At 70.1% G+C, this 7,030-nt stretch carries 10 protein-coding genes; 2 read left to right on the top strand and 8 right to left on the bottom strand.

The features are described 5' to 3' along the window. From GWK25_RS07590 to GWK25_RS07555, 8 genes are all read right to left on the bottom strand, one after another. A partial coding sequence (locus GWK25_RS07590; RefSeq protein WP_215449062.1) for a methylmalonyl-CoA mutase occupies positions 1-1,684 on the bottom strand: 1,684 nt, incomplete at its 3' end. Between the two features lie 72 nt (positions 1,685-1,756). Then, positions 1,757-2,095, bottom strand: coding sequence for a DUF3817 domain-containing protein (locus tag GWK25_RS07585; RefSeq protein ID WP_184899520.1), 339 nt, complete (start codon positions 2,093-2,095; stop codon positions 1,757-1,759). Positions 2,096-2,152: 57 nt separating this feature from the next. Next, positions 2,153-2,662 carry a MarR family winged helix-turn-helix transcriptional regulator gene (locus GWK25_RS07580; RefSeq protein WP_215449061.1) on the bottom strand — a complete coding sequence of 170 codons (510 nt, stop codon included), beginning with the start codon at positions 2,660-2,662 and terminating at the stop codon, positions 2,153-2,155. Positions 2,663-2,694: 32 nt separating this feature from the next. Next, positions 2,695-3,249 carry a TetR/AcrR family transcriptional regulator gene (locus GWK25_RS07575; RefSeq protein ID WP_251828759.1) on the bottom strand — a complete coding sequence of 185 codons (555 nt, stop codon included), beginning with the start codon at positions 3,247-3,249 and terminating at the stop codon, positions 2,695-2,697. Positions 3,250-3,296: 47 nt separating this feature from the next. Next, a complete protein-coding gene (locus GWK25_RS07570; protein WP_215457251.1) occupies positions 3,297-4,022 on the bottom strand; it encodes a DUF4166 domain-containing protein in 726 nt (241 codons plus the stop codon). A 5-nt stretch (positions 4,023-4,027) separates the two neighbouring features. Then, on the bottom strand, positions 4,028-4,774 hold the full coding sequence (locus GWK25_RS07565) for a hypothetical protein (RefSeq protein ID WP_215449060.1): 747 nt from the start codon (positions 4,772-4,774) through the stop codon (positions 4,028-4,030). 174 nt (positions 4,775-4,948) lie between these two features. After that, positions 4,949-5,248, bottom strand: coding sequence for an MTH1187 family thiamine-binding protein (locus GWK25_RS07560; protein WP_215449059.1), 300 nt, complete (start codon positions 5,246-5,248; stop codon positions 4,949-4,951). Further along, positions 5,245-5,589, bottom strand: a complete 345-nt coding sequence (locus GWK25_RS07555; RefSeq protein ID WP_215449058.1) for a DUF3817 domain-containing protein — start codon at positions 5,587-5,589, stop codon at positions 5,245-5,247. Before GWK25_RS07555 ends, GWK25_RS07560 begins: the two co-directional genes overlap by 4 nt. Before the next feature lie 154 nt (positions 5,590-5,743). Between GWK25_RS07555 and GWK25_RS07550 the strand changes: the two genes are divergently transcribed. Together GWK25_RS07550 and GWK25_RS07545 are read left to right on the top strand one after the other, a co-directional pair. Further along, complete coding sequence (locus GWK25_RS07550) at positions 5,744-6,376, top strand: AIM24 family protein (protein WP_215457250.1); 633 nt, start codon at positions 5,744-5,746, stop codon at positions 6,374-6,376. A gap of 1 nt (position 6,377) precedes the next feature. Further along, positions 6,378-7,028 carry an AIM24 family protein gene (locus tag GWK25_RS07545; RefSeq protein ID WP_033529327.1) on the top strand — a complete coding sequence of 217 codons (651 nt, stop codon included), beginning with the start codon at positions 6,378-6,380 and terminating at the stop codon, positions 7,026-7,028. The last annotated feature ends 2 nt before the right edge of the window (positions 7,029-7,030 follow it).

The following is a 7,030-nucleotide window of genomic DNA, read 5'->3' as shown; positions in this document are numbered from 1 at the left end:
CCGTATACACCCCCCACTCCTCCCGCAGCACCCCGCAGATCTCCCCCAACGTCGCCTCGGCCCGCACCGCGTCCAGCATCGGCCCGATCAGGTTGACCCCGCCCCGCGCCGCCGCGAGCATCGCGTCGAGCGCGGACCGCACGGCCGCGTCGTCCCGTGCCCCCTTGCGTGCCGCGAGCACCCGCACCTGCTCCCGCTCCACCTCGTGACTGACCCGCAGGATCTCCAGGTCCCCGGTCACGGAGCCGTGGTGGACATTGACCCCGACGACCCGCTTCTCCCCCTTCTCCAGCGCCTGCTGGTACCGGAAGGCGGACTCCGCGATCTCCCCGGTGAACCACCCGTCCTCGATCCCCCGCAGGATCCCGGACGTGATCGGCCCGATCGGATGCACCCCGTCCGGATGCGCCCGCAGTCCCCGCTCCTTGATCTGGTCGAAGATCTTCTCGGCGTCGGCCTCGATACGGTCCGTCAGCTGCTCCACGTACCACGAACCACCCAGCGGATCCGCCACGTTGGCGACCCCGGTCTCCTCCATCAGCACCTGCTGCGTCCGCAGGGCGATCTCCGCGGCCTGCTCGGACGGCAGCGCCAGCGTCTCGTCCAGCGCGTTGGTGTGCAGCGAGTTGGTCCCGCCGAGCACCGCCGACAGCGCCTCCACGGCCGTACGGACCACGTTGTTGTACGGCTGCTGTGCGGTCAGCGAGACCCCGGCGGTCTGGGTGTGGAACCGCAGCCACTGGGCCTTCTCCGTCCGCGCCCCGTAGACGTCCCGCATCCAACGCGCCCAGATCCGGCGCGCCGCGCGGAACTTGGCGATCTCCTCGAAGAAGTCGACGTGCGCGTCGAAGAAGAAGGACAGCCCGGGCGCGAACACGTCTACGTCCAGTCCCCGGCTGAGTCCCAGCTCCACGTAGCCGAAGCCGTCGGCGAGCGTGTACGCCAGCTCCTGCGCCGCCGTGGCCCCGGCCTCGCGGATGTGGTAGCCGGAGACGGAGAGCGGCTTGTACGCGGGGATCTCGGCCGCGCAGTGCTCCATGAGGTCGCCGATGAGGCGCAGGTGCGGCTCGGGCTGGAAGAGCCACTCCTTCTGCGCGATGTACTCCTTGAAGATGTCGGTCTGCAGGGTGCCGTTGAGCACGCGCGGGTCGACGCCCTGCCGCTCGGCGGCCACGAGGTACATGCAGAAGACGGGGACGGCGGGCCCGCTGATCGTCATGGAGGTGGTGACGTCGCCCAGCGGGATGCCCTGGAACAGCACCTCCATGTCGGCGGCGGAGTCGATGGCGACCCCGCAGTGTCCGACCTCGCCGAGCGAGCGCGTGTCGTCGGAGTCCCGTCCCATGAGCGTCGGCATGTCGAACGCGACGGACAGTCCTCCACCGCCGTCGGCGAGGATCTTCTTGTACCGCTCGTTCGTCTGCTCCGCGTTCCCGAACCCCGCGAACTGGCGGATCGTCCAGGTCCGCCCCCGGTAGCCGGTCGGATACAGCCCACGGGTGAAGGGGTACTCCCCCGGCCACCCGATCCGCTCGAACCCCTCGTACACGTCCCCCGGCCGGGGCCCGTACACGGGCTCCACCGGGTCTCCGGAGAGCGTCGTGAAGTCGGCCTCCCGCTTCCGCGCGGAGTCGTAGCGTTCCTGCCAGCGGCGGCGGCCCTCTTCGATGGCGTCAGCGTCCATACCACCAATTTACTAGGACGTCCTAGTAAATGTCGACGACAGACCGCCGTACGCGTCCGTACGGCGGTGGACCTACGCCTTGGCGGTCGCGAGCGAGCTGTCCTCGATCTTCGCTTCCAGCTCGCGGCTGACCTTGCGCTCCACGAAGAAGGCGGCCGTCGGGATCGTGCCCGCCAGCAGCACCCAGATCTGCTTCTTGACCGGCCATTTCGCCTTGGAGCCGAGATCGAAGGCGAAGACCAGGTACAGGACGTACAGCCAGCCGTGCGCGAGGCTGACCACGTACGTGAAGTCCGCGGCGCCGTCCAGTTCGAGCACGTACTTGCCGATCATGCCCAGGGTCAGCAGAACCAGCAGCACACCGGTGACGTAGGCCAGGACGCGGTAGCGGGTCAGCACGCTCTTTTTCATACGCACGAGCCTAGCCACAGGTCCGGCGCGATCTTCGAGCGCCCCTCGGTCGCCCGCTCAGCTCTCCTCGAAGTCCCCCGCCGCCACGCGCAGCGGCCTGAGCATCGCGAAGATCTCCGCGCACTCCTCGGCGTCGTAGGCGCCGAGGCCGAAGTCCATGGACATCAGGTCACGGGTGGCCGCGTCGCAGACCTCGCGCCCCTTGTCGGTGATGGAGGCGAGGGTGCCCCGGCCGTCGTTGGGGTTCGGGCGCTTGTCGACGAGGCCGGACTTCACCAGGCGGTCGACGGTGTTCGTCACGGACGTGGGGTGCACCATGAGCCGCTCGCCGATCTTGGACATCGGCAGCTCGCCCTTCTGGGAGAAGGTGAGCAGCACGAGGGCCTCGTAGCGCGCGAACGTCAGCCCGTACGGCTTGACCACCGCGTCGACCTCCGCCAGCAGGATCTGGTGGGCACGCATGATCGAGGTGATCGCGGCCATGGACGGGACGTTTCCCCAGCGCTGCTTCCAGTGCTCGTCGGCGCGCGAGATGGGATCGAAGGAGAGGCTGAGCGGCTTCGGCACGGCATCGACCTTACCGGCCGGTCACATGCCGGTCAGCCCCGTCTCGCCTTTCGGTCGCCCTGTAAGAGGCGCGGGGAACTGCATCCAGGGGCGCGGGGAACTGCAATCCAGGGGCGCGGGGAACTGCGCGAACGGGGTCCGGGGCGGAGCCCCGAATCCTTGACGGGCCCGTGCTCGCGTTGCTGGACCTGGCGATGCCCCTCCACCTCCTCGATCCACAGGTCCAGCCCCGCCGCAGTCGCCGGCGCCAGCCGAGGCTGGGTCTGCGCCCCCGCCAGCAGTTGACCGAGCACCGCCACATGCCCCGCCGCCCGCTCCTCCACGTGCATCTCCCGCCCGAAGGCCAGCAGTTCGGAGAGCGAGCCGATCGCCGCCATCCGCTCCCGGTGGCGGGCGACCCGCTGCTCCGCCCCGTAGCGGCAGGCCTCCGCCAGCAGTTCGTCCACGGACCCGAAGTGGTAGAAGACGAGCGCCTGGTTCACCCCGGCGGTCGCCGCGATCGAACGGGCGGACGTCTTGGCGATCCCCTGCTCGACGAGCGTCCGCAGGGCGCCCTCCAACAGCTTCGTCCGCGTCGCCGCGCTCATACCCGCGTCCCTCTCATACCGTCGCCCCGCTCATACCCGCGCCCCGCTCACGCCCGCGCCTCCTCACGGACCGGCCGCAACCCGGCCCGCACCCCGCACACCCGCACGTCCTGGTAGCTCGCGGTGAACGAGCCCTCGTAGCCGAAGAGCGGCCCGAAGTACCGGTTCACCACCCGCACCTGGATCCGGAAACGCCCCGTCCGCTCGTCGAACCGCTCCCGCACCTCGGCGTCGCCGCCGATGAGACCGGGGACCCGGACGTCGACCGGCCCCTCCCGGAAGCGGTGCTCGCCGGAGCGGATCAGCAGCGATCCGTCGGGCTCCGCCGCGAAGTGCAGGTCGCTGGCTAGGTGCTGATGGGTGCCGAGGTAGTCGAGGACGCGGTCACCCTTGGGGCTCAACACCATCTGGGCGTCGAACCGGCGTGACCGGCCCGGCAGGTCGAAGGTACGCACGAAGGTCACCGTCTCACGGCCGAACCCGTCGGTGTACGGCACGTTCTCGATGGTGAAGGGCACGTCGCGCCCCTCGCGCGGGACGAGGATGTTCCGGGTGCCCCCGAGCGCGAGGAACGGCTTCACCAGGCCCCGCCCGTGCCAGACGCGGTCCATCACCCCCCGGCCCGTGCACGCCTGCCCGCTCGCCAGGCCGACGGAGAAGCGGCGGCGCAGCTCGGGGTGGAGCCGGTCGAAGTCCGCACCCATGACCGTACGGAAGATCGAGACCGGCGCGGTGGCGCGGGCCGGGGCGGTCCCCGGTGTCGTGGCATCCATGCCGGTCATCCCTTCAGGGTCGCGAGGAGACGAGGCGCACGCGCGCGTGCCGGCGCCTTCCGCACGCAGCGGCGGGCGGACGGGGTGCCGGGCAGCGGCGGTACGAGCAGGGCGGCCGGCACCGCCGACGCGGCCAGGACCGGCGTCCCGAACAGCACGAGCGGCGCCAGGACACCCGTCGGCTCCCCCAGCGCCCCGTACGCGAGCCCGGCGCAGGCGGCCACGACGATCAGCCCGCGCACGACCGCCTCGGCCAGCCAGCGCCGCAGGGCGCGTTCGGGGGTGATGTCCCGCTCCAGCCAGAGGCGGAGGCGGTCGAAGGACCAGGCGGTGGCCCAGCCCATGAGCGGGCGGAACAGCACGCGGTCGGCGAGCGCACCCGGGCGGCCCCAGCGGGGGCGGTAGTCGTAGCCGGTGAGGAAGCGGACGCCCGCGCCGTCCGGGACGTAGCGCCAGTAGCCGCTGCCCTCGGCGATCAGGGAGAGCGGGTGCGGCGAGGCGAACCGCAACGCCGAGGTCCGGGTGCCGTCCGGGCGCTCCTTCTCCCCCGCCGAGACGCCGGTCCCGGCGACCGTCAGGCCGGGGAGCACACGGGTGGCGTACCGGAAGCGCTGCGGTTCGCCCTCGCCGCGCGGGAGGTAGTCGATCTCCGTGAAGCGCAGGTCCCACCGCTGGTGGAGGGCCGGCTCCTGGGTGCGGGCCCACACCTCCTCCAGGTCCGCCCGTACTCGTGCCTCGATGTAGAGCCCCATCCGCGTTCCCCCAGGTCGGTGCCGTCACTGAGCCATTTTTGAGCGACTGCTCAATCCGCTGGACACGACCGTACTCCGGTTTGAGCGATCGCTCAAACCGCGCGGCATGAGAAAACCCCGGCCCGAAAGGACCGGGGTCGGGTGCTCAGAACGGAGACCGCGTGCGGGCCGCCGCTACGACGGGCCGGACAGGTGCCGTTCCACCGTCTCCACCTTGGAGGTGAGACCGTCCGTCACGCCGGGGCGGATGTCGGCCTTGAGGACGAGGGAGACACGGGGCGCGCGCTCCTCGACGGCGGCGACGGCTCGGCGCACGACGTCCATCACTTCCTGCCAGTCACCTTCTATCGAGGTGAACATGGCGTCGGTCCGGTTCGGCAGTCCCGATTCGCGGACGACCCGTACGGCATCGGCGACGTACTCCCCCACGTCCTCGCCGACCCCGAGGGGGGTCACGGAGAAGGCGACGATCACGCGTTCACGACCCCTTCCTTGCGGGCGCGGCCGGCGATCACCGCGTTCTCGGCCTCACGGCGCAGCTTGCGCTCGGCGAAGAAGCCGCCGGCGGGCAGGACAGCGAGGGCGAAGTAGAGCGCTGCGGTCTTCAGCGACCACTTCGTGCGGTTCCAGGCGTCGGCCCAGAAGATCAGGTACAGGATGAAGAGGATGGCGTGGACCCAGCCCATCACGGGCACCGCGTTGAACTCCGTGGTCCGCTTCAGCACCGAGCAGACGAGAAGCAGCAGGAAGGAGACGGCCTCGGGGGCGGAGACGAGGCGCAGGCGGCGGAGGGCGGAGGCGGTCTTTATGTCCACGGGTCACCTTCGGTCTTTGTGAACGGAAGCACAAGCTCGGCCCATTCTGACATCCGCCGCCTCCGGGAGGCCCCCTAGGGTCCCTTCAGGGGCGAGATCCACCTCTGGGCCCTGTCCTGTCCGGCCATCGGCCGGTTAACGTCACCCCGTGGCAATGTTCCGACTTCAAGGCAGCAAGGTGCTGGCCGTCGACATGACCGGGGACGCCGTCAAGGCGAAGAACGGCTCGATGGTCGCCTACGACGGTCAGATGTCGTTCAAGAAGCTGAGCGGCGGCGGTGAGGGCCTGCGCGGGATGGTGACGCGCCGCCTCACGGGTGAACAGATGACGTTGATGGAGGTGACCGGACAGGGGACCTGCTGGTTCGCGGACCGGGCTTCCGAGATCAACCTGGTGAATCTTCAGGGGGACAAGCTGTTCGTGGAGTCGAGCAATCTGCTCGCGACGGACTCCGGGCTGCGTACGGGCACGAGCTTCACGGGGCTGCGCGGCGCCTCGCAGGGCAACGGCCTGTTCACCACGACCGTCGAGGGGCACGGCCAGGCGGCGATCATGTCCGACGGCCCGGCGGTGGTACTGCGGGTGAGCCACCAGTACCCGTTGACGGTCGACCCGGGGGCGTACATCGCGCACCAGGGCAACCTTCAGCAGTCCTTCCAGTCCGGTGTGACGTTCCGCACGTTCATGGGCGAGGGCGGCGGCGAGGCGTTCCAGATCCGCTTCGAGGGCGACGGACTCGTGTACGTCCAGCCCAGCGAGCGCAACACGGTGGCGGGGGACGTCTGACATGGCCTTCCGTGAGATCAACTCGAAGATGATCGAGGCGACCGTCATGCCGGGCCAGCGGCTGTTCAGCCAGCGCGGCGCGATGCTCGCCTACAAGGGCGAGGTGTCGTTCACCCCCAACATGCAGGGCGGCCAGGGCGGCATCGCGTCGATGATCGGCCGCCGGGTGGCCGGCGAGGCGACCCCGCTGATGACCGTCGAGGGCAGCGGCACGGTCCTGTTCGGGCACGGCGGTCACCACATCCAGGTGATCAACCTGACCGGCGAGACCCTCTACGTCGAGGCCGACCGCCTGCTGGCCTTCGACGGCACCCTCCAGCAGGGCACGATGTTCATGGGCTCGCAGGGCGGCGTCATGGGCATGGTCCGGGGTCAGGTGACGGGCCAGGGCCTGTTCACCACCACCCTCAAGGGCCACGGCGCCGTCGCCGTCATGGCGCACGGCGGGGTGATCGAGGTCCCGATCACGCCCCAGCGCCCGGTCCATGTCGACCCGCAGGCGTACGTGGCGCACCACGGCGACGTACGCAACAAGCTGTCCACCGCGCTCGGCTGGCGCGACATGGTGGGCCGGGGCTCCGGCGAGGCGTTCCAGCTGGAGCTGAGCGGCAGTGGTGCGGTGTACGTCCAGGCCTCGGAGGAGAAGCTGTGAGC

The sequence above is a fragment of the Streptomyces sp. ATCC 21386 genome, assembly GCF_018728545.1.
Taxonomy (GTDB): Bacteria; Actinomycetota; Actinomycetes; order Streptomycetales; family Streptomycetaceae; genus Streptomyces.
This window is presented reverse-complemented; position numbering and strand designations above follow the sequence as displayed.

What these genes read in the sequence shown, in the direction of transcription:
- GWK25_RS07585 (WP_184899520.1), bottom strand. Translation starts at nt 2,095, where the DNA reads ATGAAAAAGAGCGTGCTGACCCGCTACCGCGTCCTGGCCTACGTCACC.
- GWK25_RS07575 (WP_251828759.1), bottom strand. Translation starts at nt 3,249, where the DNA reads ATGAGCGCGGCGACGCGGACGAAGCTGTTGGAGGGCGCCCTGCGGACG.
- GWK25_RS07570 (WP_215457251.1), bottom strand. Translation starts at nt 4,022, where the DNA reads ATGGATGCCACGACACCGGGGACCGCCCCGGCCCGCGCCACCGCGCCG.
- GWK25_RS07565 (WP_215449060.1), bottom strand. Translation starts at nt 4,774, where the DNA reads ATGGGGCTCTACATCGAGGCACGAGTACGGGCGGACCTGGAGGAGGTG.
- GWK25_RS07550 (WP_215457250.1), top strand. Translation starts at nt 5,744, where the DNA reads ATGTTCCGACTTCAAGGCAGCAAGGTGCTGGCCGTCGACATGACCGGG.
- GWK25_RS07545 (WP_033529327.1), top strand. Translation starts at nt 6,378, where the DNA reads ATGGCCTTCCGTGAGATCAACTCGAAGATGATCGAGGCGACCGTCATG.